At 27.3% G+C, this 25397-nt stretch carries 25 protein-coding genes; all 25 read right to left on the reverse strand.

The window, feature by feature from the left end; translation table 11 throughout:
* Window positions 1-6: 6 nt before the first annotated feature.
* Window positions 7-1575: a flagellar basal-body MS-ring/collar protein FliF gene (fliF, locus tag BUB01_RS00945; RefSeq protein ID WP_072984357.1), complete on the reverse strand. Its 1569-nt coding sequence runs from the start codon at window positions 1573-1575 to the stop codon at window positions 7-9.
* 25 nt (window positions 1576-1600) lie between these two features.
* The gene (fliE, locus tag BUB01_RS00950) at window positions 1601-1912 is read right to left on the reverse strand and encodes a flagellar hook-basal body complex protein FliE (protein ID WP_072984359.1); all 312 of its coding nucleotides are present in this window, start codon (window positions 1910-1912) and stop codon (window positions 1601-1603) included.
* Between the two features lie 11 nt (window positions 1913-1923).
* Window positions 1924-2331 (reverse strand): flagellar basal body rod protein FlgC, encoded by a 408-nt coding sequence (flgC, locus tag BUB01_RS00955; RefSeq protein WP_072984361.1) that lies wholly within the window; start codon window positions 2329-2331, stop codon window positions 1924-1926.
* A 6-nt stretch (window positions 2332-2337) separates the two neighbouring features.
* Window positions 2338-2733, reverse strand: a complete 396-nt coding sequence (gene flgB / locus BUB01_RS00960) for a flagellar basal body rod protein FlgB (RefSeq protein ID WP_072984363.1) — start codon at window positions 2731-2733, stop codon at window positions 2338-2340.
* 456 nt (window positions 2734-3189) lie between these two features.
* Complete coding sequence (locus BUB01_RS00965) at window positions 3190-4035, reverse strand: flagellin (RefSeq protein WP_072984365.1); 846 nt, start codon at window positions 4033-4035, stop codon at window positions 3190-3192.
* Between the two features lie 591 nt (window positions 4036-4626).
* On the reverse strand, window positions 4627-5628 hold the full coding sequence (locus BUB01_RS00970; protein ID WP_072984367.1) for a dTDP-glucose 4,6-dehydratase: 1002 nt from the start codon (window positions 5626-5628) through the stop codon (window positions 4627-4629).
* A 99-nt stretch (window positions 5629-5727) separates the two neighbouring features.
* Window positions 5728-6771, reverse strand: coding sequence for a pseudaminic acid synthase (gene pseI, locus BUB01_RS00975; protein WP_072984369.1), 1044 nt, complete (start codon window positions 6769-6771; stop codon window positions 5728-5730).
* Window positions 6772-6833: 62 nt separating this feature from the next.
* Entirely contained in the window at window positions 6834-7565 is a 732-nt protein-coding gene (locus BUB01_RS00980) for a cytidylyltransferase domain-containing protein (protein WP_072984370.1), read from the reverse strand.
* Window positions 7562-8545, reverse strand: coding sequence for a UDP-2,4-diacetamido-2,4,6-trideoxy-beta-L-altropyranose hydrolase (gene pseG, locus BUB01_RS00985; protein ID WP_072984372.1), 984 nt, complete (start codon window positions 8543-8545; stop codon window positions 7562-7564). The genes BUB01_RS00980 and pseG (BUB01_RS00985) overlap by 4 nt, the downstream gene beginning before the upstream one ends.
* 9 nt (window positions 8546-8554) lie before the next feature.
* Window positions 8555-9280 (reverse strand): WbqC family protein, encoded by a 726-nt coding sequence (locus tag BUB01_RS00990; RefSeq protein ID WP_072984374.1) that lies wholly within the window; start codon window positions 9278-9280, stop codon window positions 8555-8557.
* Window positions 9281-9306: 26 nt separating this feature from the next.
* Window positions 9307-9981: a class I SAM-dependent methyltransferase gene (locus BUB01_RS00995; RefSeq protein ID WP_072984376.1), complete on the reverse strand. Its 675-nt coding sequence runs from the start codon at window positions 9979-9981 to the stop codon at window positions 9307-9309.
* Window positions 9982-11481, reverse strand: coding sequence for a methyltransferase domain-containing protein (locus BUB01_RS01000; RefSeq protein ID WP_072984378.1), 1500 nt, complete (start codon window positions 11479-11481; stop codon window positions 9982-9984).
* 36 nt (window positions 11482-11517) lie between these two features.
* The gene (locus BUB01_RS01005; RefSeq protein WP_084108143.1) at window positions 11518-12195 is read right to left on the reverse strand and encodes a CDP-alcohol phosphatidyltransferase family protein; all 678 of its coding nucleotides are present in this window, start codon (window positions 12193-12195) and stop codon (window positions 11518-11520) included.
* Between the two features lie 15 nt (window positions 12196-12210).
* Complete coding sequence (locus tag BUB01_RS01010) at window positions 12211-13260, reverse strand: DegT/DnrJ/EryC1/StrS family aminotransferase (RefSeq protein ID WP_072984380.1); 1050 nt, start codon at window positions 13258-13260, stop codon at window positions 12211-12213.
* A gap of 6 nt (window positions 13261-13266) precedes the next feature.
* Window positions 13267-13617 (reverse strand): DUF8042 domain-containing protein, encoded by a 351-nt coding sequence (locus BUB01_RS01015; RefSeq protein WP_072984382.1) that lies wholly within the window; start codon window positions 13615-13617, stop codon window positions 13267-13269.
* Window positions 13618-13787: 170 nt separating this feature from the next.
* Window positions 13788-14993: a motility associated factor glycosyltransferase family protein gene (locus BUB01_RS01020; protein WP_072984384.1), complete on the reverse strand. Its 1206-nt coding sequence runs from the start codon at window positions 14991-14993 to the stop codon at window positions 13788-13790.
* 30 nt (window positions 14994-15023) lie between these two features.
* Entirely contained in the window at window positions 15024-16772 is a 1749-nt protein-coding gene (locus BUB01_RS01025; RefSeq protein ID WP_072984386.1) for a motility associated factor glycosyltransferase family protein, read from the reverse strand.
* Between the two features lie 20 nt (window positions 16773-16792).
* On the reverse strand, window positions 16793-17821 hold the full coding sequence (locus tag BUB01_RS01030; protein ID WP_072984388.1) for an SDR family NAD(P)-dependent oxidoreductase: 1029 nt from the start codon (window positions 17819-17821) through the stop codon (window positions 16793-16795).
* Window positions 17822-17997: 176 nt separating this feature from the next.
* Complete coding sequence (locus tag BUB01_RS01035) at window positions 17998-18345, reverse strand: hypothetical protein (protein WP_072984389.1); 348 nt, start codon at window positions 18343-18345, stop codon at window positions 17998-18000.
* A gap of 116 nt (window positions 18346-18461) precedes the next feature.
* Window positions 18462-19268: a flagellin gene (locus BUB01_RS01040; RefSeq protein ID WP_072984391.1), complete on the reverse strand. Its 807-nt coding sequence runs from the start codon at window positions 19266-19268 to the stop codon at window positions 18462-18464.
* A gap of 43 nt (window positions 19269-19311) precedes the next feature.
* Window positions 19312-20304, reverse strand: a complete 993-nt coding sequence (locus BUB01_RS01045) for a dTDP-glucose 4,6-dehydratase (RefSeq protein ID WP_072984393.1) — start codon at window positions 20302-20304, stop codon at window positions 19312-19314.
* A gap of 14 nt (window positions 20305-20318) precedes the next feature.
* Window positions 20319-22298, reverse strand: coding sequence for a glycosyltransferase family protein (locus BUB01_RS01050; protein WP_072984395.1), 1980 nt, complete (start codon window positions 22296-22298; stop codon window positions 20319-20321).
* 32 nt (window positions 22299-22330) lie between these two features.
* On the reverse strand, window positions 22331-23383 hold the full coding sequence (gene pseI / locus BUB01_RS01055) for a pseudaminic acid synthase (protein ID WP_072984397.1): 1053 nt from the start codon (window positions 23381-23383) through the stop codon (window positions 22331-22333).
* A 25-nt stretch (window positions 23384-23408) separates the two neighbouring features.
* A complete protein-coding gene (pseG, locus tag BUB01_RS01060; protein ID WP_072984400.1) occupies window positions 23409-24368 on the reverse strand; it encodes a UDP-2,4-diacetamido-2,4,6-trideoxy-beta-L-altropyranose hydrolase in 960 nt (319 codons plus the stop codon).
* A gap of 48 nt (window positions 24369-24416) precedes the next feature.
* Window positions 24417-25397 (reverse strand): SGNH/GDSL hydrolase family protein, encoded by a 981-nt coding sequence (locus tag BUB01_RS01065; RefSeq protein ID WP_072984402.1) that lies wholly within the window; start codon window positions 25395-25397, stop codon window positions 24417-24419.

Here is a 25397-nt window from a genome sequence, read left to right on the forward strand (position 1 = left end):
TCACCTCTACCTCTCACTTTCCGACATCCAAGACTTAATAATATCAGCCACTTGATCTGGCTTATCTGTTGCATATTTCTTAATTTCATTTTCTAAGTGAGACTTTTCATCTTGTACATCAAAATCTATAGGATCAAAAGTCTTAACTTCTTTTGGTGTAATATTATTATTTACAACAACATCTAAAATATGCTCCTCTTTCTCTTCTTGTTTCGGTTTTCTCTTTTTAATTATTATTATAACAACTATTATTATTACTATTAGAGCTATAACACCAGCTACTACCATCTTAATTAATTCCGCCTTCTTAGCATTTGCAGTTTCTTGGTTTAATTGGTCTAATTCTTTTTGAGCTGCATCTTTTTGTGCTGGGTCAAAAGCAATACCTAACACATTTATAGAATCGCCTCTATCTTCTTTATAACCAATTGCAGTACCAACTATATTTTTAATAGCTTGTGTTGTAGCATCATCAAGTTTTCCATCTACAACTACAGAAGCTGTTACTCTTTTTACTTCTCCTGGAGCACTAATAGTTTTAGTTTCAGTTTGTCCTATTTGATATTCTGTAGTATCATCTTCACTAACATTTTGATTAGTAGAAGTTCCATTTGAAATAGTATTACTCATATTATTATCTACAGGACTTTGGCTATTAGTTCCACCAGAATTAGAATTATTATTTTTTATAGTATGTTGACTTTTTATAACTTTATTAGGATCTACAACAACTTGTGTTTTTTCTTTAGAATCAAAATCTAAAACTGCATTAACAGTAGCTTTAACCTTATCTTTTCCTATAACAGGAACTAAAAGTTCATTAACTTTATCTGATAATGTTTGTTCATATTGTTGTTGAAGTCCTTGTTGCTTTTCTACAGATGATGAACTAACTTGTGTATCTCCTGTTTTATCAAATAATCCTTTAGATAAAAGATTCATATTACCATCTATTACTTCAATATTTTCTTTAGGTATATTTTCAGTTGCACCTGATACTAATGATACTATTGATCTAACTTGATCGTCAGTTAACTTTTGTCCAGCTTTTAACGCTAAATAAACTGAAGCTTTTCCTGGTTTTTTATCTTTTACAAACACAGAATCTGTAGCTGGAGTTTCATGAACTCTAGCATTTTCAACTTGTGAAAAACTTTTTATTGTTTTTTCTAATTCCCCTTCTTGCATTCTTTGCTTTTTTATTTTAAATTCTTCATCAGTCATACCAAATGAATTTCCACTATCCATTAATTCATACCCTTGACTTCCACTTGTTACTTCTGATGCTAAAGATAATCTTAACTCATCTACTTGTTCCTTTGGTACCATTATAGAATTGCCATTTATTTTCATATCAACTTTTTGTTCTTTTAATTTCGCCGTTATTGTTTGTGCATCTTTTGGATCTAAATTAGAAAATAATATTTTATATTTATTATTGTTAGAATACACAACGAAAGTTATTATTGCTATTATTACAGCTAGGAACGAAACTAGAATGGCAATCTTTGCACCCTTACTTAATGCTTTAAATTTTTCTTTAATTTTTTTAAAGCCTTCTTTTAGTTTGTCCATTAGCATCACTCCTTACTTATCTTAATTATAATTGCATTCTGCTTAACTCTTGATATGCTTCTACAAGTTTATTTCTAACTTGAGCTGCAAGTTGTAATGACATTTTTGCCTCTTCGCCTGCAATCATAACTTGATGTATATCAACGTCTTTATCGCCTTTAACCATTTTATCTGTAAGAACATTCGCATCTATTTGTTTATCATTTACTTTATCCAACTCAGTTTTAAGTGTATCAATGAAACTCAATCCATTATTAGTATCTTTTGGCTGATTACTAGTCTTTTCTATCCCTTTTTCAAAAACACTAATATCTGGAATAAAATTATTTATCTTCATGTTTTATTCTCCTACCTTCCTATTTCTAAAGCTTTTGAAAACATACTTTTTTCTGAATTTAAAGTATCAACATTAGCTTCATATGATCTTGAAGCTGATATCATATCTGCCATTTCATTTAATATATTAACATTAGGCATTGTTACATAACCTGTATTATCTGCATCTGGATTTGATGGATCATAAACTTTTTTAAGTGGCGATTTATCTTCTTCTATTCCAACTGCCTTAACACCATTAAACCCTCTAGCTGAATCAAGGTTTTCTTGAAACACAGCTACTTTTCTAACATAAGGCTTTCCATTTTCGCCTCTAGTAGTGTTTGCATTTGCTATATTTGATGATATTGTATCCATTCTAAGTCTCTCAGCTGAAAGACCACTTGCACTAATTCTAAGTGCACCAAATAGCGAACTCATAAATTGCTACCTCCCACCGTTTATTATATATCTTGTCATGCTCATTTTACTATTTGCTTGCGTTATAAGAGCATTATACATAAGTGTATTTGCTGCTTGATTTGATTTTTCCACATCTAAGTCCACATTGTTACCATCAGCTCTCATAGAGTTTGAGGTATCCTTGTCCACTTTTACTTGACCTAAATCATTTCCATTAAAACCAACTGAACCAGTTTTAGAAACCTCATCAGTTTTATCTTTTAGAGTATCTTCAAATGATACTGTAAATCTTTTATATCCTTTTGTATTTATATTTGCCATATTATTTGCTATAACTTTACCCCTAAATGAAGATACATCTAATCCTTTTTTTAAAAGATTATATGTATAAGTATCTGAATCCATTCTTATACCACTCATAATTAACCTCCAAACCTTCTTTTTAACTATTCTTTTGAATTTTTTTCTATATATTTATTTAAATTTTATCATTTTTATCTTCTTTTTCATATATATTTTTACTATATATATTCATTTAAAATATAATTATATATATATCTCTTTTTTTCTATAATTTTCTACTCATATTTATTATTTTTTCAAGCTACAAAAAAATTATAACTTAAAATTAGATATTTTTCTATACTAAATTAAATATTTAATTAAAATTTTTATAATGTTTTGCTTCTTATTGAGAAATTTCTACCCTTCACTGGTACTTTTCAGAATATTTCGTCTATTTTTCGCATTTTTCTTGCAACATTTTCCTTTTTTTCGACATTTAAATCTATTTTTTTTATTTTTAGATAAATTTTGTATACTTTAAAAATAAAAGAACTAGCGAATTCATATATAAAGACACTAATTCTTTTAAATTTATTTCATTCTTTCAAGTATTCTAAGCACATCTTGTGGAAATTTGTTAGACTGAGCCATCATTGCCGTACTTGCTTCAACTAATATATTAGCCTTTGAAAAATTAATCATTTCTGTAGCTATATCAGCATCTCTCACTCTACTATCTGCACCTTGCATTGTAAGAGCTGTTGTTTCTGCATTTTCAGCAGCTGAATCTAACCTTCCTTGAATTGCACCATACTTGCTTCTAATATTATTTATATTTTTTATTGCATCATCTATTGTTTTTATATTTTGTCCAACTTTACTTGAATCTAACAAATCAACATCAGTAAGACTATTTCCATTTTCATCTTTAAGAGCATCTGTAGTTATATTATTTAAAGGTATAGTTATTTTTTCTCCCACATTTGCTCCTGCTGATAAATCAAAGCTTTCGCCAGGATTTTTACAATCAAGCAATTTAACACCATTAAATTCAGTATTTTTTGCTGCATCATTTATAGTTCCTTTTAAAGCTTCAAATTCCTTTGCTAAAGCTGATCTTTCCTCATCAGTATATGCAGCATTTCCACTTGCTATTACAAGCTCTTTCATTCTTGTTAAAGAATCAGACACTCCACCTAAAGCTCCATCTACAGTTTGCATCATAGAAGATCCATCTTGAAGGTTTCTTTGTGCAAATTGAAGTCCTCTTATCTGCATTCTCATAAGCTCACTTTGACCTATTTTATTTGGATTATCCTTAGCTGAATTTATCTTACTACCTGTAGATATTCTATTAAGTGCGCCACTTTGTTCTACTAACTTATCTTTATATGTCTTATATAAGTTCATACTCATCATGTTATGATATAGTCTCATCGCTTTTCACTCCCATACTATATTATATAAACGAAACTTCTTCTCGCCCACGTTTGTAGGAATAGGTTCATATTAACCAAATCAAAGATTTGGATATTATATTAATTTATCGTTAAAAAAATATTACGCTTTACCCCTACATTAATATTTTTAATTTATAATATAGTTTAGGCATATAAAAAAATAACTTATTAGCTTAAACTAAATAGATTATTCTTTAATACGCCTAAGTTTTCTATAATAATATCACTCAAAAATTCATTTAACAATATGAATTTTTATATAAAAACTTATTTTTTCTTCTCATTTTCCATCTCTTACTTTTTATTTTTTAATTTTCCACTTTTTATTTTTTTAATTTTCCATTTTTTGTTTTTTAATTTATATATATTGCAATTAAAACTCTACATTTAATTAAATAGGAATAATGAATATAACTTAAAAGTAATTTTGAAATTAAATTATAGGAATCATATTAAAATTTATATATTTGCTTTTTTTAATATTTTTAAAACATTTTTTCTTTTTTAAATAAAAATCACTACTAATAATTAATTTTAGTAGTGAGTCTTAAATTCATTAATTATAGAATTAAAATTTATTATTTATCCATTCTTCAGTTTCCTTTATTCCGTCTTCTAAAGTATATTCCGTAGTCCATCCTAAAATAGCATTAGCTTTTGAAGAGTTACATTTTAACTTCATGATTTCAGCTTGAGGATGTATATGTTTAACATGATTTATTTTAACTCTACCTTTACCTATTATTTCAGCAAGTTCATTTATAGTAACGTCCCTACCCGTACCTGCATTTACGATTTCTCCATCAATTCTAGACTCAAATCCAGCCATAACAACAAATCTAGCACAATCTTTTACATAAAGTAGATCTCTAGTTTGATCTCCAGTACCATATATATTTATATCCCTATTATCTAAAGCATTTTTTATGAATATAGCAACAACTCCACCTTCTCCACCGCTTTTTTGATGTGGTCCGTAAGTATTAAAAGGCCTAATAACTACTGTTGGTAACTTATATGATAAATAGTAAGCTACAACTAAATTTTCAGCAGCTATTTTACTAGCACCATATGGTGAAACTGGTTTAGTTGGATGAAGTTCATCTATTCCACTTTCTTTATCACATTTATCAAATACCATACATGTGCTCATAAATACAAATTTACAAGGATGTGTTTGTTCCCTTTTCTCTATAACCCATTGTTCACCGTCCATCTTCGAACTCTTACCAAACATTTGCCATTTAGCTCTTTCTAATATATTAAAGGTTCCTACTGTATCATTATAAAAAGTAGTTCTAGGATCATCTATAGAATCTTGAACATTTATAGATGCTGCTAAATGATATATTATATCAAATTTCTCTCTAAAAATATTATCTAAAAACCTTTCATTTTGAATATCACCTTTTATAAAAGTAAAATTTGAATTATTTTTAAATTCTTCTATATTCTTTAGACTTCCATTTGAAAGATTATCAAGAGCTATAACTATATGATTTTCTTCAAGTAATTTTTTTACTACCCATCGTCCTATAAACCCAGCTCCACCAGTTACTAATATTTTCATACTATCACCTCTTAAAAGTTTCATTAGTATATATGTTGAAATTAAAATTCTAAATAGTTCGTTATTTTTATTTAGAATTTAATTATTATGTATTAATATTTATTTTATAAGATTCCAATCTAAAGGTGTTCCTTTTTTTATAAATCTATTTGATTTCTTTCCTAGAACTTCTTTATAATATCTAGTATGCATACCATATCCTGGTCTAATAGACCTTATATTTTCTTCAGTAAACACTTCTCCTTCTTCAATATCTTTTACTATAAATAACGAACGAGAATGTTCTCTACTTCTTTTCATTTTTTCCGTTAATTCATAGGTAACTTCTCCAAGAGCCTTTTCTACTGCTCTAATAGAATCAACAAGGGCTTTAAATTCTTCTGGTTCCATAGAAAAAGCTGCATCTGCTCCTCCTAAGCTTCTATCTAATGTTAAGTGTTTCTCTACTATGTTAGCGCCTAAAGCTACTGCCGCAGTTGATACTTCTATTCCTAAAGTATGATCAGATAATCCTACCACTGTTTTAAAAGTCTCTCTAAGATTAGGTATAACTTTAAGATTTATATCTTCTAATGGCGCCGGATAAGCACTTGTGCATTTTAATAAGGCTATTTTTCTATTTCCCATTCTCTTACATGCGTCTATTGCTTCTTCTATGTCTGATAAAGTTGCTATACCAGTTGAAATTATAATTGGCTTACCTTTAGATGCTATATATTCTATAAAAGGTATGTCATTAATTTCAAAAGAAGCCACTTTATAAGCTGGTACATCCATTTTTTCTAGAAAATCTACTGCTGATTTATCAAATGGAGAAGAGAAACATATAAGACCTTCCTCTTCAGCTATCTTTTTTAATTTTGGTTGCCATTCCCAAGGAGTATATGCTTCTTGATATAATTTATATAATACATTCCCATCCCAAATGGTGCCTTGCTTTATTTGAAAATATTCATTATTACAATCTATAGTTATAGTATCAGGGGTATAAGTTTGAAGCTTTATAGCATCTGCTCCACACTCTTTTGCTATTTTAATAAGTTTAACTGCATTATCAAAACTTTGAAGATGATTTGCTGATATTTCTGCTATAATAAATGCAGAAAAACCTTCGCCTATTTTCCTATTAGAAATTTCAATCATATTACTTAACCTCCAAAAATCAGTGATTTAAAAGGAATACTTTAACACAAAAAATTTTTGCTTCATATTATATATTTTTTTTGCTTAATATTTTTATTTATATTAAGTAATGTTTCATCTTTATCTATATACTTTATAACCTCTTCTAAGTTCACAAATCCATGCTTATAAAACTTTTCATATATTTTTTTTATTAATTCATAATCTTCACTTGTATCTAATGTAAGTCTATACGGTCTATATAAATAATTCAAATTATCTTTTAACGGATATTTTTTATTTGTAAATTCATTTTTATGTTCTAAATAGTATCCTATAACATGTTCTTTTTGTTTAGCTTCAGTAGATTTTTTTTTAAGTTTCTCTAAAGCCTCCATAGTAAAAATATCTAATCCAAAGCCAATAAATATTTCTTTCTCTTCTTCTACAAACTCCAACTCATCTTTTTCTAAATTCTCAACCCAATAATCTATCAACTTGGGTTCTAACAACGGACAGTCCGAAGTTATTCTTACTATTATTTTAGGATTATATTTTTTAGCACACTTATAATATCTGTCTAAGACATCATCCTCTGAACCTCTAAAGCATTCTATATTATATTTTTCACATAAGGTTTCTATTTCATCGTTTTCTTTATTAGTACTAGTAGCTATTATAATTTTATCTAACTTCTTAGATCTTTTACATCTTTCATATACATGTACTAATACTTCCTTATCACACATTTTTTTCATTATTTTCCCTGGCAATCTAGTAGATCCCATATGTGCTTGTATTATAGCTATATTCATAACTTATCACCTATCTTTTCGATTTTATCTACTATTCTTTCTATCCCTTTACCATCAACTATCCTCGTCATTATCTTATTCATTTTTACTCTATCATCAAATGAAAAATTTATTATGTTTTTATATAAATCTTCTATACTAGAATAGCTAATAACTCCTAACTTATCCATACTCTCAGCTGCCAACCTTTGATTTTCAGCAACTATTATTCCCAATGTTGGTATTCCAGAAGCACAAACTTCATACAATGTGCTTCCACATGAAGTTATAGCCAAATCGCATTTTTGCATAAGGTACGACATATTAGCTTTAAAACATAGTTTTAAATTCTTACCTTCATACTTTTTAAGATTTTCAACATATTTAAAAGCTGGCCCTATTACTATATATAAAATGACATCATTTATTTCTTTAAGAGATTTGATTATATTTTCAGTAAGATTGTTATTATCACTACCTCCAACTGTTACCATTATTTTCTTTATATTTTTTTCAATATTTTTTTCTTTTAAATTTCTAAATTCATCTCTTAAAATTACATATTCCGTACCTAACATAAGTTCTGTATTAAAATTTACTTTATAATCTAAAGATAAAGCATAAGTATTTTGATTAATTAAAAAATCCACATTAAAATAATTACAAATTTTCTCATCATCTAAACAACCACTTATTTTAAAAGCATTTTTTACTATATCAAAATAATCTTCATCCACATCATAACTATCAGTTATAATACAATCAGCTTTTACCTTTAAAATATCTTTTTTAAAACTATCTTCATTTAATTTGAATACTTCAAAGCCCTCTGATTTAACTTTCTCTATACCTAAACTATATTTATCACTAAGAGGGTTATCTACTCTACACGCATAAAAAATTTTATGCTTTTCCTTTAATTTTTTTCCTAACACTAAAGTTCTCATTATGTGCCCCATTCCAATTGTACTACCGCCATCAGCTCTTATACATATATCCATAAATCTTTTCTACTCCAATTTTAAATTCAACTTTCCAATTTGATAATTAGCTTTGTCTCCTATAATTTCTTTAGTTTTAGTTGCACCTTCATTAAATAGCATATCTATTATTGACATATTATTAATAAACTCACCATGTAATTGGGTATATTTTGTACCAATATAATTTATATATTTATGGTTTAAAGAATTTTGTGTAAACACACCAATCTCCACATAATTTTCACTACCTTTGTTTGATATATAGGTATCACAATTAGTCTTTTTACACATATCTACTAAAAAGTCAGTCTTATTACCTTCAAAATAAAAATCCTTATCATATAAAATTTCTGTTTTAATACTAAGCTCATTAATTATATAATTCATTATATATATATCTAACTCTGAAAGATTAATCCAATCTTTTTTATACAAATCTTCAAAAAAATCTATATAAGTGGAATAAAACTTAGCATTTTTATAGTTAAGAATTATACTATTAAAATGTTTCTTTCTCCAATTTAAATCATTATTTATTTTAACATCACATATTAGTTGATCAAACTTACCTTTCTTCAAAATGGGAACTGTCAAAAGTGTAGCTCCCTCATTAGTTTTTATATTGTTTCTATTTTGCCAACTTTTTCTTTCAAATTGTACTTTAGTTACATACATAAACTTATCACTCATCATTATTTTACCTATAAGTCCAGGATAAGGAAGATAATTAGGTTGATGTCCACTTAAAATCATATTTTCCTCCATACTATGAAATTTATTCATTTTACAAGGTTAATAACATAATTACAATCTGCATATTTTCCATTTTCATGTGTTTCGATTATTTCATCTATATTAATTTCAGAAAAATCTTTAAATAATTGTTGAACCTCTTCATAAGTAAAAAAATGCATTTTCATACCATTCTCATTAAAAGCAGCTTTATTCTCATCAGTTTCTTTTATTAAAAATGTATTCTTCTCAAACTCCTCACCCTTACCAAACCTATAATCTTTTACACTTCTCACTATTATAAAAGCTTTACCAGTAGGTTTTAATACTCTTTTTATTTCTTTTACTGCAACCTCTATTTCTTCTTTAGAACAATAATATAGTACTCCATAACAAATAAGTCCATCAAAATACTCATTTTCATATGGAATCTTATCAACAGTTGACACTTTTAAATCCGCTTTCAATCCATGGTTTCCAAGCATTTGTGTTGTATACTCTATACCATCTTTAGATATATCAGTACCGTAAGCATCTATATTCTCGCTAGCCATAAAATAAACATGCCTACCAGTACCACAACCTAAATCTAGAACTTTGGCACTACCATCTCTTTTAAAATTTTTAAAAACAAATTGAACTACTTTTTCGCAAGGATATTTAGGTCTAAATCTACTTTGTTTATGGAGATTTTCCCATAAACTCTTCATATTAATCTTCATTTATTTAACTCCTGCAACTACACTAAACTTCCAATTCATTATTATGTCATCCTGAACCATTTGCATATCATAAGCTTTTTTAACTAACATATCTGCATTAAAGTGTAGCTTTCTAATAATATCTACATTTCTAAAAGGTACCCCTGCATTACTTAGCCAATTGTTAAGACTCATATTATTTAAAACTATAGTTTTAGAAGTTATATCTTTAAACTTTGCATTAACCATTAAGTTTGTTATATCATCTAAAAGAAAGGTATGACGGTCTTCCTTATACTTAAACATCTCCTCATAAAAAGCTACACTATGTCTATCAGGAGGATTACCTTCACAAACTATAAATTTTCCACCTGGTTTTAGTACACGATATACTTCTTTTAAAGCCTTTTCCAAATCCTCAGAGTGATGCAATACCATCCTAGCTGTCACAATATCAAAAAAGTTATCTTCAAAAGAAGCTAAATTTTCAATTTTACTTACTGAAAGATTAAATCCTAAAGAAGGATCTATCTTACCCATCATTTCTTTACTTATATCTATTCCATAATAATTTCCATTTGGGTACTTATCCTTTAAAGTCTTTAAAACCTTTCCTGTTCCTGTTCCTATATCTAAAGCCTTCTTATTTTCTAAGTCACCAGCAAAATTCACCATTTCATTTAATGTTTCATCTCTATTAACCCAAGCTATATTATTATAGGTTTCAGATCTAGTAGCCCAGTCAGTTTTTATTTTAACTAATCTCCTTATAAATTTAGTATCAGAAAGAGCTCTTTCATAATCTTCTTCACAATTAATTTCAAGCCATCCTCTTTCTATTATTACACAATGTAGTGGGACTCCAAATTCAGCCATTTCATCTAATAAATCAGTTGCCCAAGCTTTCTCTATATCTATATTCTTTAAATATAATTTACCTTCATTAGCAGATTTTATTCTGTCATAATTTTTCTTTAATATTTCAATTCCATTATTAGAACATTTTATTATTCCAATAAACAAACCAATATTTTCATTATTTGAATCTAAATTCTTTCCTATTCTATTTACTCTATTTTCAGCATCAAAAGTAAGCATTTCTAAATCGTTATAATCTAAAGCCGCTCTATGTGAAAGATTTTCCTTCCAGTTTGTCATAACACCAATTGAAATATCTTTCTTAGAGTCTAAAATTCTTCTTATTGTATCCTCTTCAAAAAGAATATCCCCATATATTATTAATACCTCATCATTTAATTCATTTCTGGCACAAAATAATGAATATAAAACATTAGTTTCCGCATAATTATCATTATCATAATACTTTATTCCAGGTATATTTATTTTTTCTTTCTTATAACCTCTAACTACTGTAATATCATCAATTCCACATTTATATAAGGTATTTATTTGTATTTCTAATAATGAATTATCCTCTATTTCCATTAAACATTTTGGTTTATCAGCTGTTATCCAAGTTAAATCTGAACTTTTACCTGCATTTAATAATATTGCCTTCATAAGTTACTCCTTCTTTCTTTATCTATTTACACATCTCTAACCCTTATTTTCTTTTAGCCCTTCATTAATTTTCAATTCTATTACCCGGTAAATAATATCAATTATATATCCAGCTATAATAACATAATATAAAATATGTATTTCTCCTAATATTAAAAAGAAACTAGTTATTACTCCAAGTAATGTAAGATCCATGCCTATAATATATCCTTTATCTAAGAACCACCTTTTAATCTTTCCTCTCTTAATAACATTTAACTTTCTTAATCTTGGAACTATATATGATTTTGCAATAAATCCATATAAATTAATGAGCATTATAACCATTAATATAAGATACCATTCCACATTATTAAACCCTATAAAAACAAACACTAAAGTATAAAATACAAAATCACTAATTCTATCTAACTTTGCCCCAAATTCGCTACTCATATTCTTATATCTTGCTAAATTTCCATCTAAATGATCTAATAATTCATAAATTTGAAAAGCTATAGCTACTTCAATAAACATATTTTTATATCCCATATAAAAAATAAAAAATCCTAATATACAGTTAAATATTGTAATCATATTTGGTGTAATAAATGTTTTACTTACAGGTTTTATTAACCGAGAAATAATAGTCTCTCTATAGAATCTTTCTACAATATACATAGTTTGATCTTTTCTCTTTATACTAGACCCATGTTCCACATCATCACCATCCATTTGTTTTTAATATTCTTATACTTTTCTCATAATCTCATTAATTATTTGTATGTCTTGTTTTATTTTTTCTTCTGCTCGATTAACATTTACCCACAAATTAACAATTTTTTCTTCTACAATTTTAGAATTTAAAAACTCCTGTTTTTTCTCTCCTAGATAAAAATGATACAAAGCAGGATACCAACTGCTTATATCTATATTTTTTTCCCTTACTTTCTCTAATAATTTTTCTCTATTTCCCTTATATAAAAAACTATATCTCCATAAAACATCATACATGCCTTGAGCTTTATCTACTAAAGAATTATCTAAATACTTTTCATATAACTTTCCCCTCTTATTTCTTTCTTTTATTATTACATCTATATCTTTTACCTTTTCAAGTATTTCATTATTTTCATCAGCATCATATATAAAAGTATCTTTACTGTTTATTTGTAAATTATAAATTTCTTTATAATTATTAAAACCTTCCTGTTTATTTTTCATAATATAATAATATTTTTCTCTATAAGTATCAAATAATTCATTTATATTTTTAGGTTTTATTTTAATTAATGCCTTTTCTATTTTTAGATTTCCATAAAGTCTTTCATCATCTGTAAAAATAGCACCTCCACCTTGCTCTGTTTCCAATATTTTTGTATGTCCAAAGCTCATTATAGATGCATCCGAAAATTCACTTAAACTAATAGTTTGAGCTGCATCTTCTAAAACAAAGCAACCTTTCTCATGTGCAACCTTTGAAATTTCTTTCATATTGCATTTATGCCCATAAACATGAGTTGGTACTACTACTCCTACATCATATTCATCTAAAATATTCTTTAATGAATTTAAATCCATAGTATAATTATTTAAACTAACATCACAAAATATAGGTTCATAACCTGCATATACAGCAGCATTTACTGGTGCCATACATGTTATTGTAGGATACACTATTTTTTTATTTTGTAAATTTAATGCTTTTAATATTAAATATATAGCTGTTGTGCCACTTCCAGTAAAACAACAATATTTTTTATTAAATAAATTACTCATTTTTTTCTCAAAATCATTCATAATACTTTATTCTGAAACCACCTTTTTAATTTTTTGATGTACATCCTCTAGCATTGGTAATATTTCATAATTAAATAAATCCCCTATAAGTATATAATCCTCATTCTCAAAAGCTTCTACCACCTCTTTAAATTTCTTATCTATTTCAGAAATATTTATTTCTTCCGTTTGAACATCCTTAGTTAATGTTATAACTTCAATTATCCATTCTATCCCCTTTGATATATCAGGAATTAAACTACACCCCTTAGAAATTTCTCCCTTCTGAAAAAGTTCCACGGCATCATTTATTCCAATCTTTAAATTATCCATATATTTATTTGCTGTTTTCAATACTTCAGCTTGCTCCTTTTGCATATTTTCATCTCCCAATAATATATTTGTTATTTTAAATATTAAAACATTATGAAAAACACTTATAAAACTTAATTCAATGAGATTTATTATTATAATTATTTTTAAAAATTCACTACTTATTATTACTATTTTTCTCAATTTTTTAAAAAATATAATGGAGAAATAAAAAATTATTTCTCCATTATATATTCATCAAGGCTACAATGTTTTGCTCCTTCTATTTTCGCTCCTTTACTACAATTAAAAAATCTAATATTGTTATTGCAGCTTATTATTTTTTGTATCTTTTCTTTAAAATATAAATACCCCTTAGTAGTCTTTAATTCTTTTCCATCTATGCTAGTAACATAAGTGTTATTAAAGATTTCATTAGTTCTATCTTTAACCTCATATATTTCTTCATAATTTTTTGTGTGAGCCTTATCATTTATGAAAGCTAAATCCTGACCTACCATAACTATCTCTTTGGCTCCGCATTTAATAGCTATATCAATTGCAGCTACAGCTACAGTTTTTCCCGTTGTAATTATGATGTCATCATTCTCCTCACTATTATAGAACATATATTTAGGTCCCTTATAACTACTTACTGCTATTCTTGAAGCTGTATTTAAAAAACATAAAGGAATCTTTTCATTTTCATAACCTTTTATTTGTTTATATACAACTTCCTCACCATCTATTATCACTATAGCAAGTGGTTTTATATCATTCTTCATAAGTATTTTAAAAGCAGTTCCAACTGTTATTATATTGAATTTTTCTTTATGCTTTTTAATAAGTTCAATTTCACCATCTAAAGAAGGCCCTGCAGCAACTATTAAATATGGTTTATCAGCTTTTTTCTCTAAAATAAAATCTCTTATTTTAAAGTACGATTCTTTTAAATTAGAATTATAGTTTTCTAATAATAAATCATAATTTTTTTTAATAGATTCTTTAATAATTTCATATTCATTTATTAATGAATATAATTTTTTATTTTCTTCTTTTATACCTTCTAAACTGGGCTTATGTACAACAATATTATCTACTTTATTTAAATAATATTCTAATAACTTATAAAATTCCTTATCAAATCCTATAACTTTTACTCTTTTATTTAGAAAAATATCTTCATTATATTTTTTACAATAGTCTATAATAGTATTGTTTGCTTCAAATACAATAACTTGTGAACTTTCATTAGTACTTTCCAAAATAGAATTTATATGATACCCTAATCCCAATCCATATATGAGAATATACTTAGATAATTTATCTACATTCTCTGCAAAAATATTTCCTTCTTTTATTGGATCATACTTACTATGTATATATTTTCCATTACATTTCAATGTATATAATCCATTTTTAATTTTTTCCACTTCAATCATTTTATTATATAACACCCTATTTCTAAAAAATCAAACCTTCATTTCTGATATAGTAGCTTTAACCTTTTCATAACAATATTCTATTATAGTCTTAATTCCTCTATAAATTTCTTTATTTTTATTTAAGTTCTTATTAAATTTAGTTTCTTCATCATCAAGCACCTTGATTATGTAATCTGCATTATTTTCAACATTATATATTACACTAAACAGTATACTTTCTAATATACTTATTTTAGCTAATAACTTTCTGAGCCTTTTATCATACTTGTTTAATTTTTGAATACTTATATCTAAATTATTCTGATTCTTATCCTTATAAGATTTTTCGAATATTTCCAATTCATTCAAGGACTTTTTACATATATCTAAATATTCATCAAAAACTTTTAAGGTCTTTTCCAAACCTTTTTTAATAGCTTTACTTTTATCATCATCTACTAAAAATGTATCTATAGAAGGAATTTTTCCACTTGAAATTGTATCTAATACATTTTTTAAAGTTTCTATTCTTGTTCCCTTTATATTTGCTCCACCTTCTGTAGCATTTATAAATTCTATTTCTGGAAACATCCTTATAACGTCTTCTAAAGCTATTCTAAAGCCATTCAATACCACACTAGTTCTGACCTTATTGCCATATATGTCGTCAATAAAAATATCTGTAGTACTTATATAATTAGAAAATACTTCCTTAGCACTCTTCTCTTTATAAAACTTTTTATTTAACGCTATATCCGCATGCCCCATTTCATTAGTATAAGCTAAATCTTGGCCTATAAATATTATAGGACTACATCCCATATATCCAGCAAAAAAAGTAAGTACATGTGCTATTGAACCGCCTATGGAAAAACTCTGAATCTTTTCTTTCCATATATCATTAACAAACCTTGTATTTGTGGTAAATAACTTTTTCCCATTGTGATTTTTTACTACTTCACTATTAGTTCCATCATAAAATAGAAGAGGTGCTTTAACTTTATCTATATAATTATTCACCAAATCATAGGATGCTTCTCCTGCGTCTATTACTCCTATACAAGAAGGTTCTATCTCATTATCCATCAAAGCCCTTAATGTTCTTCCTCCTGATAAAATAAGAGCATTATCTACCCCTTTTAAAAATTTTATGTTTTTACCAAGAGATGGTCCTGCTGAAACTATAATTGCTGGTTTATTTATATATTTATCCTTAAGTCTATTTACAGGTGTTCCAGTTGCCATATACTTTAAATTATTCATTAATGTATTAAACCAAGCCTCAGCAAAAATCATAGATGTGTTTTTTTCTGCAATGCATCTATATGATTCATCCCTAATAGCTTTGTATATCTCATTCAAATCATCCTTATATATATTTGAATATTCGCAATAATAACCAACCTTTACATAATCTACAGTCAGTTGTTCTATATTTTGTGTCAAAAATTCAGTTACACCGTCTGTATCCTTAGCTATGACTATTCGTTCCTTTATTTTATCATCTAAAATATTTTTTTCTATTATATAATCTAATAAACTTTCATTAATTTCCACAACAAGAATTTTATTTTTTGAATTACTCTTCTTTATTAATTCAGCAATATGTTCTCCAAAGGATAACCCAAAAACAATATAAATATCTTTTTCTGATAGCTCCCCATAGTCATTTATGAATTTATCTATTTCTCTTTTTTGATTATATTTGCTGCCAATATATTGAGTTTTATCATTAATATTTATTTTAAAAATTTTATATCCATCCTTAGAAATTTCAACATTAAAATCAGTACGCACTTCTTCCTCCCCTTGTTTACTTATATTAACTCTTCATTTTTTATCATAATCCTTACCTCGTCCCTACTTATTGGCTTTAATCCATGGGAAGAGTAACTAGCTATTTCGCAATTTTTATAAGTATCATAAACACTTTCATAATAATCAAGACCATATGTAGTAGGAAAAACAACATACATCTTTCCTAAATCCTTTGCATAATGAGACTCTTCCATAGTCATAAGCTCCTCATAAAGCCTTTCACCTGGTTTATTCCCTATAAGTTCAATCTTAATATCAGCTTTATTAAGTCCATATTTTTCACAAACATCTTCTATAATAACATTTGATAAATCCTTAAGATTAATTACTGGCATTTTTAATACAAAAAGTTCTCCGCCTCTTGATATCTCACATGCTTTCAACATTAAAGTTACTGCTTGTGTGCATGTCATCATGAATCTGCTCATCTTCTCATCCGTAACAGTTATCTTTCCTTTAGTTAAAATCTGCTTTTTAAATAAAGGTATCACAGAACCTCTAGACCCCATAACATTACCAAACCTCACTGCAATAAACTTAGTTTTTACACTACCTTTACTAAAATTAGCAGCTTGAACCAACTTTTCTGCAAGCATTTTAGTTGCTCCATATGTATTAGTAGGACTTATAGCTTTATCAGAAGAAGTAAACAAAACGCATTCTACTTTATTCTCAATAGCAGCCTTTATAACATTATTCATTCCATCAACGTTAGTTTTTATAGCTTCAGTAGGGTTATACTCGCAAGAAGATACATGTTTCATAGCTGCTAAGTTAAAAACAATATCTATGTCGTGCATAGCTCTTTGAACCCTGTCATAATCTCTTACATCACCAATTAAAAATCTAAACTTTTTGGAATCCCTAATAAAATCTACATGCTGTTGCATTTTAAATTGCTTGTGTTCATCTCTGCTAAATATTCTTATCACCTTCGGATCATGATTTACAAGCTCCTTTATAAGTCCTTGCCCTATAGTTCCCGTTCCTCCAATTATTAATATACTTTTATCAGTAAAAAATCCCATAACACACCATCTCTCTCCATCAGAAATTATTCTCCTAATAGTATGCTATATTATAAGTTTTTATATACTAAGGTCATATTTTTTCAAAAAAATAAGTATCAGTAGTTGTATACACAACTACTGATACTTACTCTAATATTCTTTCATCTACCATTATTCTAACTTGTGTTCTAAAATTAATAAATATATTCATTACTATTTACAGTATATAAGTTATACACATTTAATGCTTCTTCGTCTGTTATTTTATTTTCGTCTAACTTACGATATAACATATATAATTTAAAATTTAAATCTGGATCTAAAAATTTGGTTGCATTCATTTTTTCACTTATAAGCTCTTTTACTGAAGTCTGTTTTACTGAAGTCTCTTTAACTTCAAGTTCATTATACAAAATTTCTAATATTTCATTTATTGCACCCTTAACCTCCATATCTTCAATTGATACTTTAAGTCCTTTTAGCTTTACTTGTATTTTTTCTAAATTATCTTTTTTTACTAAAATCTTTTCCCCAATTTCCATATATCCTACCTCCTAATCATGATTATTTTTAAATTTAATATATTTAAAAATAATCCAAGCTTCCCTGCTCTTCAAGTGATCCTTTATCCAAGAAATTCAAAGAATCAGGGTATTCTTTACAACATTATCTTATTTGTACTTTCAGCAGATAGTTTAACAGATGCATATAATATAGTATTACAATTAACTAAAATGTCATTTCTAGCTACCTTCAGCATACCCTGTGCCATATCAATATCTTCTATTCTAGATAATGCAGCAGTTAAATTAAGGTTGTTACTTGATGCTGAAGATGACATATATTCTAAATTATTTAAACTTACACCTGCCTCTGTTCTATTCTCTGTTACATTTAAAAGTACTTTATCAAAAGTTCTTAAAAATTCTTGTGCATCTTTTGAAGTTTTAACATTAGCATCTTTTATCCCTATGCCTTCAGTTGACATATTTCTTAAGTTAATATCATAAGTAGTATATGGATTATCCTTGACTTGAATAGTTAAAGGTTTGTCTGATTTTAATACCTTTATACCATTGAACTCCATTTGCTCAGACATATCATCTATACCCTTTTTTATCTGTTCAAATTCCTTGTTTATGTTTTCTCTATCTTCATCTGTTAAAGTATCATTAGCAGCTTCAATAGATATTTCCTTCATTCTATGAAGCTTTTCAGTAATTTCCCCTAATGCACCATCAACCACTTGTAGCATAGATATTGCATCTTTAGAATTTCTTTCCCCTTGTGCTAGCCCTCTTATTTGGGATTTAAGACTTTCACCTATACCCATTCCAGCAGTATCATCTGCTGCTTTTATTATCCTTTTTCCTGCAGATACTTTTTGCATAGTGCTATCTTCTCTTTTGTTCTTTCTTGCGACTCTGTTTAATGTATCTAGTACTCCATAACCGTTAATAATCATTTGTATCATCTCCTAACTTTTTTAAGCACCTAAAGTACTTTTATCATCTAATCCATTCTTCTGTTTCTTTTATTCCACTTTCTAGAGTATATTCTGGACTCCATCCTAAAACAGCTTTAGCCTTTAAAGAATTACACTTAAGCTTCATGATTTCAGCTTGAGGATGTATGTGCTTAATATGATTTATCTTAACTCTCCCTCCACTTATTATTTTTGCAAGTTCATTTATAGTAACGTCTCTACCTGTACCTGCATTTACTATTTCTCCATCTACTTTAGATTCAAATCCAGCCATTGTAACAAATCTAGCACAGTCTTTTACATAAAGTAAATCTCTAGTTTGCTCACCAGTACCATATATATTTATGTCCTTATTATCCAAAGCATTTTTTATAAATATTGCAACTACGCCACCTTCACCACCAGTTTTTTGGTGTGGTCCATAGGTATTAAAAGGTCTTATAACAACCGTTGGCAATTTATAAGATAAATAGTACGATATAACTAAATTTTCAGCACCTATTTTACTTGCCCCATATGGTGATACTGGCTTAGTTGGATGAAGCTCATCTATTCCCTCTTCCTTATCACATTTATCAAATACCATACAAGTACTCATAAATACAACTTTACAAGGATGAGTTTTCTCTTCATCTGCTATAATCCACTCTTCTCCATCCATTCTAGAATTTTTACCAAACATTTGCCATTTAGCTCTTTCTAAAACATTAAATGTTCCTAATGTATCATTATAAAAAGTAGTTTTTGGATCATCTATAGAATCTTGAACATTTATAGATGCTGCTAAATGATATATTATATCAAATTTAGATTTGAAAACATCATCCAAAAGTTTTTCATCTTGGATATCTCCTTTTATAAATTTAAAATTCGAATTTGATTTAAATTCTTCTATATTCTTAAGACTTCCATTAGAAAGATTATCAAAAGCTACTACATCATGTCCCTCTTCAAGTAATCTTTTAACTACCCATCTTCCTATAAATCCTGCTCCGCCTGTCACTAATATGTTCATTACTTAATATCCTCCTACTTAAATACCTTATTAAAGATAATTCTATTATATATATCATTAAAATGCTTTTTAGTATCCATTAAATCTTCTGCTCTAACTTTAGCCTTTGAACTCATGCTTTCATAAAACTTTTTATCATCTTTATATTTTTTAACCATAGTAATCATTTCATCATAATCATTAACTAAGAACTCTTCTCCTACAGCTGTAGCTACATCTCCATGATTTAAAGATACTACAGGTTTTCCTTTATACATACACTCTACTGATGAACTACCTCCTCCAGCTCTATTAGGATTTATATATAAATCTACTAATTCTACGCATGCTAGTACATCACCTTGAAAACCCATATCTAAAAAGTTATCTCTTAAATTAGGATATTTTTTCTTCACTTCTTCACTAAGTTCAAAACCACCTATAGAAACTATAAAACATCCTATACTTGCTATATTATCTAATACTTCTATAAATTCATTATCTACCTCTTGTTGTAGTCTTCCACCTATCATAGTTACCACAAACTTGTCTTCTGGAATTTTAAATATCTTTCTTGAATAACTATTCATTTGCTTTTTAAAATCAAAAGTAAATCTACTATCTATTAAAGCTTCTTTAGAATAATTTCTTTTTACTACATAATTATAATCATCATCAGTAGCCTTACGTCCCATTACAAAAAAACTTCCTTTTGTCATAGGCATAGAACTATAAACCGTTGATATAGTTGCAGTTGGTACAATTTTAGAGCAAAGATCTGCAGTTATATTTGCTCCACCTATAGTAAATATTAAATAAGGCTTGTACTTTTTCACCATATTAAGTATATTAATACATTCTACTTCATCAGGCATATTAAAACTTGTTTGATAATATGGTATATCTATATCCTTATATTTTACAGAATTAAGCTTTTGATACTCTTCTATTTCTGAACCGCAAGAAACATTATGTATTGGTATTATACCTTTTGTAGTCATTACATCCTTAGTATTTATTAATATAACTCTTTTTTTCATATGTTTTATTAATGCATAGCACCTATCTAAAGCTGTTTTTGTTGGTGCATGTTCAATTGATAAAAATTGACTAGTAAATACAAAAACTAAATTTTTATCTCTTCTATCTTTAGGTATAAATTTTTGCTCTCCAACACTTTGCAAAAACTCATTAAATACTTTATCATATAAATCTTCTCTTAATCTTGATGTGATTCCATCTCCAGCTCCATTATTAATAAACCCAAATCTAATCATTTGATACAAAATGAAAAATCTATTATTCTTATCAAGTACTTTTGAATCAAGTGAAGTCTTTAAAATTTCATTTATATATATATTCTTTTTATATATATTTAACAGTAATGATGCAATATATATTCTATATTGCTCATTATCATTATCTAACTCTTTAATTAATCTTTCTTCTACTTTAGTTTTATAACTATCATCAAGATTATTTATTCTTTCTTTTACTAAATTAGCCTTAATTTCTACTTTTTTATAATTAAATATAAAAGTTTTATAATCATCACATATTTCTTTTGAAGAAACTATAAGATTTTCTAATTGATTAAATGAAAAGTTAAAATCAAGTTTTTCATTTAAAACATTATAATATAAATCATTATTCCATTTTTCAAAGGAATATAAATTGCAATTATATTCACTAACTTTCCACTCATCTATATTCATTGATTCACTATTTTGAATATTTTTGCTTGCAAATATAAACACTCCATATTCCCAACTATATTTAGTAAACATTTTTAATAGAAGCTTTTCTATATCGCTGATAATGTATATATCATCATTAGATACATTTTTATCATTAATATTTTCAACTATATTCTTCAAATCTATTTCTTCTAAGTTTTCTAAATATAAATTTTCAAATAAATGCACTTCAAATCCATTCTCATCAAAACTCTCTAATAATTTCATATCATCTTGCGCTGTTTTATTATAAAGACATATTAAGATTTTGTTTTTCATAATTTCCTCCTTAAATTATTTAAATACTACTATTATTCAAATAATCCCCAGCTCATTGGTGTACCCTTTATTATATCCTTTTTAGCTTTCTTTCCTATAACTTCACTTATATATTTTGTTTCCATTCCAAAACCTGGCCTTATACTTTTAACATTTTCCTCTGTAAATAATTCCCCCTGTTTAACATCCTTAACTACAAAAAGACTTCTTGAATGTTCTCTAGAATTTTTTTGTTTCTCAGTTAAATCATATGTTACATTTCCTATTGCCTTTTCAATAATTCTAATTGAATCAACCATATCTTTAAATTCTTGAGGTTCCATAGAGAATTTAGCATCCGCACCACCATCTTCTCTTTTTAATGTTAAATGTTTCTCTATTATCTTTGCACCTAAAGCTACAGCTCCAACAGATACTGTACTTCCCATAGTATGATCTGAAAGTCCTGTCATAACATTAAAGGTTTCTTTCATATTTACCATAGTTTTTAAATTTATATCTTCAAATGGTGCTGGATAAGCAGACGTACATTTTAAAAGCGCCACATTTTCATTACCCATTCTTTTACAAGCATCTAAAGCATCTTGAATATCTCCCATTCTAGCTATTCCTGTTGACATTATTATAGGTTTCCCTTTTTTTGCTATGTACTCTATAAAAGGTATATCTGTAAGTTCAAAAGATGCTATTTTGTAACATCCTACATTCATATTTTCTAAAAACTCTACTGATGTATAATCAAAAGGTGATGAAAAAAATACAAGACCTTCCTTTTCCGCTACCTCTTTTAATTTTGGTTGCCACTCCCATGGTGTATAAGCTGTTTGATACAGCTTATGCAAAGTTGTCCCATCCCAAATAGTACCTTGCTTGATTTGAAAATACTCATTATCACAATCTAAAGTGATAGTATCTGGTGTATAAGTTTGAAGTTTAATAGCATTAGCCCCAGCCCACTTAGCAGCTTTAATTATTTCTACAGCTCTATTATAATCTTGAAGATGATTAGCTGACATTTCAGCTATAACAAAACATCTCTCATCTTTACCAATTTTGATTCCATCTATTTCAAATTTATTGTTCATGGTTTCCTCCGTATGCAATTCTTTCTTATATTATCGTATATTTTATGATATTCTTCAATCTATTTACACCCTTACCATCTATAAGTTTGATCATATTATTATGTATTTTAAGCCTTTTTTCATAATTCATAGCTTTTACACCTTCTAATACTTCATTTATATCCTTTAGAATTATAACTTCTCTTTCATTCATATACTTACCACACCTTATTTGATTATCCGCAACAACTACTCCTATGGTAGGAACCCCTAAATAACTTAATTCATAAAGTGTAGAACCACAAGAGGATATTGCTATATCACATTTTTTCATAAGTTCACACATATTTGCATTCTCATAAAAATAAATATTATTACTTGAAGTTAATTTTAAATTATCCTTATGTTTAAATCCTGGTCCTATTACTATATGTAAATTAAAATTTCTATCTTTTAATTGTTTGATTATTTGAGCTGTTAAATTATTATCATCACTTCCACCGACAGTTATTAAAATATCTTTAATATTATTCTCTATATTTATAGGGGACGATTTTAAGAAGTCTTCTCTCAATAAAGTATAATCTCCTCCAATCAAAAGCTTAGTATTATTTTTAGCATTATACTTCAATACTTGTCCATGTGGATTTTGATTTATTATTATATCAACATCGTAATAAGCTAACTCATTATTATCGTCAAAATATACTAAAATAAACTTTTCTTTTAATCTTTTAAAATATTCATTATTAACATTATACTTATCTACTATTAATAATTTAGCATCTAAATTTAATAACTCCTCTTCTTCCTTAAGATTATCTATTTCATAAACATTAAACCCCTCTGAGATTACTTTGTTTTTACCTGCATCATATTTTTCATCTTTATTACATACATAAGATACATTAAAACTTTCAGCTAAAGCTTTCGCTAAACATAACGTTCTCATAATATGCCCCATTCCAATACCTTCTCCACCATCAGCTCTAATTAATATATCCATAATTTATCACCTCTTCCTATAAAGCATAACAAAAAGACTAGTTAAAAACTAGTCTTCATCTACTAAAAATCCACCTATTACAATTTTATTACCAATACTACTCTGATTTTTTCTATCACTAACTTTAATAAGTAGATTATGTTTACCTTCATTTAAATCCATAATATTAACCATATTAGAAAATGAACCATCACTATTTGTATATAAATCAACTTCAAATGTATATTTGTTATCAAGTAAACATTCTATTCTTCCTGAATCTTTTGATAGTAAGCACATTATTCCTAAAGCTTTTCCACTAAAATCAAACTCTAAACAGTCTCCAATATTATCAGTAACCGCAGCTAAATCAAATTTATTATTTAGTAAAAAGCTTTTTTCATACCAAGAACCATAAAAAGTACATTTTTCATAAGTTTCAACATACGGATTATTTAAGTTATAATTCATTAGAGGTTTTTCTTTAAATATCTGATTTATATTATCTAGGTTCATCATTCTTAAAGAATTTATTATTACTTGTCCATATATTTTATGTCCTAAATCATTTGGATGAAGATTATCTATAGAAATATCATTCCAACAATATTTTCCACATTCTATTTGCTGCCAAACCTTATCTTGAACATCTATAACAGGTACATTATAATAACAAGCTATTTTTTTATGTATTGATGCACAAGCATCTGCCATTCCAGTTGGTGTTTCTATACATATAAGCTTACAATTTAACTTCAAAAGTTCCCTAATCAAACCTTCAAAATAAGTTGATGATTTCTTACTACTATATATTCTATCATTAACAGCAAACTCAATAAAAACTATATCTGGACTATGCCTTGCAACATCTCTTTTGATTCTAAAAATTCCAAACTGAGATGCTGTACCACCCGCTCCACTATTAGTAATATTTATTGCTTCATACTTTTCTTTTAGAAATTCTGAAACAATGTTTACATATGAATTATTTATATTGGTAGCCCCAGCCCCTTCTGTAACTGAGCCACCTAAAAAAACTATATTCTTCAA

This window comes from Clostridium cavendishii DSM 21758 (assembly GCF_900141845.1).
Taxonomy (GTDB): Bacteria; Bacillota; Clostridia; order Clostridiales; family Clostridiaceae; genus Clostridium_AG; species Clostridium_AG cavendishii.

What these genes read in the sequence shown, in the direction of transcription:
- fliF (WP_072984357.1), bottom strand. Translation starts at nt 1,575, where the DNA reads ATGGACAAACTAAAAGAAGGCTTTAAAAAAATTAAAGAAAAATTTAAA.
- fliE (WP_072984359.1), bottom strand. Translation starts at nt 1,912, where the DNA reads ATGAAGATAAATAATTTTATTCCAGATATTAGTGTTTTTGAAAAAGGG.
- flgC (WP_072984361.1), bottom strand. Translation starts at nt 2,331, where the DNA reads ATGAGTTCGCTATTTGGTGCACTTAGAATTAGTGCAAGTGGTCTTTCA.
- flgB (WP_072984363.1), bottom strand. Translation starts at nt 2,733, where the DNA reads ATGAGTGGTATAAGAATGGATTCAGATACTTATACATATAATCTTTTA.
- BUB01_RS00965 (WP_072984365.1), bottom strand. Translation starts at nt 4,035, where the DNA reads ATGAGACTATATCATAACATGATGAGTATGAACTTATATAAGACATAT.
- BUB01_RS00970 (WP_072984367.1), bottom strand. Translation starts at nt 5,628, where the DNA reads ATGAAAATATTAGTAACTGGTGGAGCTGGGTTTATAGGACGATGGGTA.
- pseI (WP_072984369.1), bottom strand. Translation starts at nt 6,771, where the DNA reads ATGATTGAAATTTCTAATAGGAAAATAGGCGAAGGTTTTTCTGCATTT.
- BUB01_RS00980 (WP_072984370.1), bottom strand. Translation starts at nt 7,565, where the DNA reads ATGAATATAGCTATAATACAAGCACATATGGGATCTACTAGATTGCCA.
- pseG (WP_072984372.1), bottom strand. Translation starts at nt 8,545, where the DNA reads ATGGATATATGTATAAGAGCTGATGGCGGTAGTACAATTGGAATGGGG.
- BUB01_RS00990 (WP_072984374.1), bottom strand. Translation starts at nt 9,280, where the DNA reads ATGATTTTAAGTGGACATCAACCTAATTATCTTCCTTATCCTGGACTT.
- BUB01_RS00995 (WP_072984376.1), bottom strand. Translation starts at nt 9,981, where the DNA reads ATGAAGATTAATATGAAGAGTTTATGGGAAAATCTCCATAAACAAAGT.
- BUB01_RS01000 (WP_072984378.1), bottom strand. Translation starts at nt 11,481, where the DNA reads ATGAAGGCAATATTATTAAATGCAGGTAAAAGTTCAGATTTAACTTGG.
- BUB01_RS01005 (WP_084108143.1), bottom strand. Translation starts at nt 12,195, where the DNA reads ATGGATGGTGATGATGTGGAACATGGGTCTAGTATAAAGAGAAAAGAT.
- BUB01_RS01010 (WP_072984380.1), bottom strand. Translation starts at nt 13,260, where the DNA reads ATGAATGATTTTGAGAAAAAAATGAGTAATTTATTTAATAAAAAATAT.
- BUB01_RS01015 (WP_072984382.1), bottom strand. Translation starts at nt 13,617, where the DNA reads ATGCAAAAGGAGCAAGCTGAAGTATTGAAAACAGCAAATAAATATATG.
- BUB01_RS01020 (WP_072984384.1), bottom strand. Translation starts at nt 14,993, where the DNA reads ATGATTGAAGTGGAAAAAATTAAAAATGGATTATATACATTGAAATGT.
- BUB01_RS01030 (WP_072984388.1), bottom strand. Translation starts at nt 17,821, where the DNA reads ATGGGATTTTTTACTGATAAAAGTATATTAATAATTGGAGGAACGGGA.
- BUB01_RS01035 (WP_072984389.1), bottom strand. Translation starts at nt 18,345, where the DNA reads ATGGAAATTGGGGAAAAGATTTTAGTAAAAAAAGATAATTTAGAAAAA.
- BUB01_RS01040 (WP_072984391.1), bottom strand. Translation starts at nt 19,268, where the DNA reads ATGATTATTAACGGTTATGGAGTACTAGATACATTAAACAGAGTCGCA.
- BUB01_RS01045 (WP_072984393.1), bottom strand. Translation starts at nt 20,304, where the DNA reads ATGAACATATTAGTGACAGGCGGAGCAGGATTTATAGGAAGATGGGTA.
- BUB01_RS01050 (WP_072984395.1), bottom strand. Translation starts at nt 22,298, where the DNA reads ATGAAAAACAAAATCTTAATATGTCTTTATAATAAAACAGCGCAAGAT.
- pseI (WP_072984397.1), bottom strand. Translation starts at nt 23,383, where the DNA reads ATGAACAATAAATTTGAAATAGATGGAATCAAAATTGGTAAAGATGAG.
- pseG (WP_072984400.1), bottom strand. Translation starts at nt 24,368, where the DNA reads ATGGATATATTAATTAGAGCTGATGGTGGAGAAGGTATTGGAATGGGG.